This is a genomic window from Azoarcus sp. Soil_N_20, from assembly GCF_057656155.1.
Window position 1 is genome coordinate 1 of record NZ_JBDGKX010000074.1, and the last position, 344, is coordinate 344.

At 70.1% G+C, this 344-nt stretch carries 1 protein-coding gene; it reads right to left on the bottom strand.

Annotated elements, in window-relative coordinates:
* On the bottom strand, window positions 1-344 hold a 344-nt coding region (locus tag AC3A35_RS27960; RefSeq protein ID WP_487439819.1), incomplete at both ends, for an ABC transporter permease subunit.

The window sequence follows — 344 nt, forward strand, 5'->3', positions numbered from 1 at the left end:
GCGATCGTGCCCAGCGGCAGGAAGTGGCCGGAGAGCTTCAGGGTGAGCGAGCCGAGCACGATCGCCACCGTGGCGGTGAACACCAGCCCGACGATGAGCGCGAGCCAGGGCGAACCGCCCAGCCAGGCCAGATAGCCGGGCAGCTCGGTGGCGGTGGTGAGCACCCCGGTGGTGTAGGCGCCCAGGCCCACGAAGGCGGCCTGGCCGAAGCTGGTCAGCCCCCCCACCCCGGTCAGCAGCACCAGGCCGAGCGCGACCATGGCGTAAAGGCCGATGTAGTTGAGCAGCGTCACGTAGAACGGCGGCATCACCAGCGGGGCGATCAGCAACAGGCCGAGGAAGGC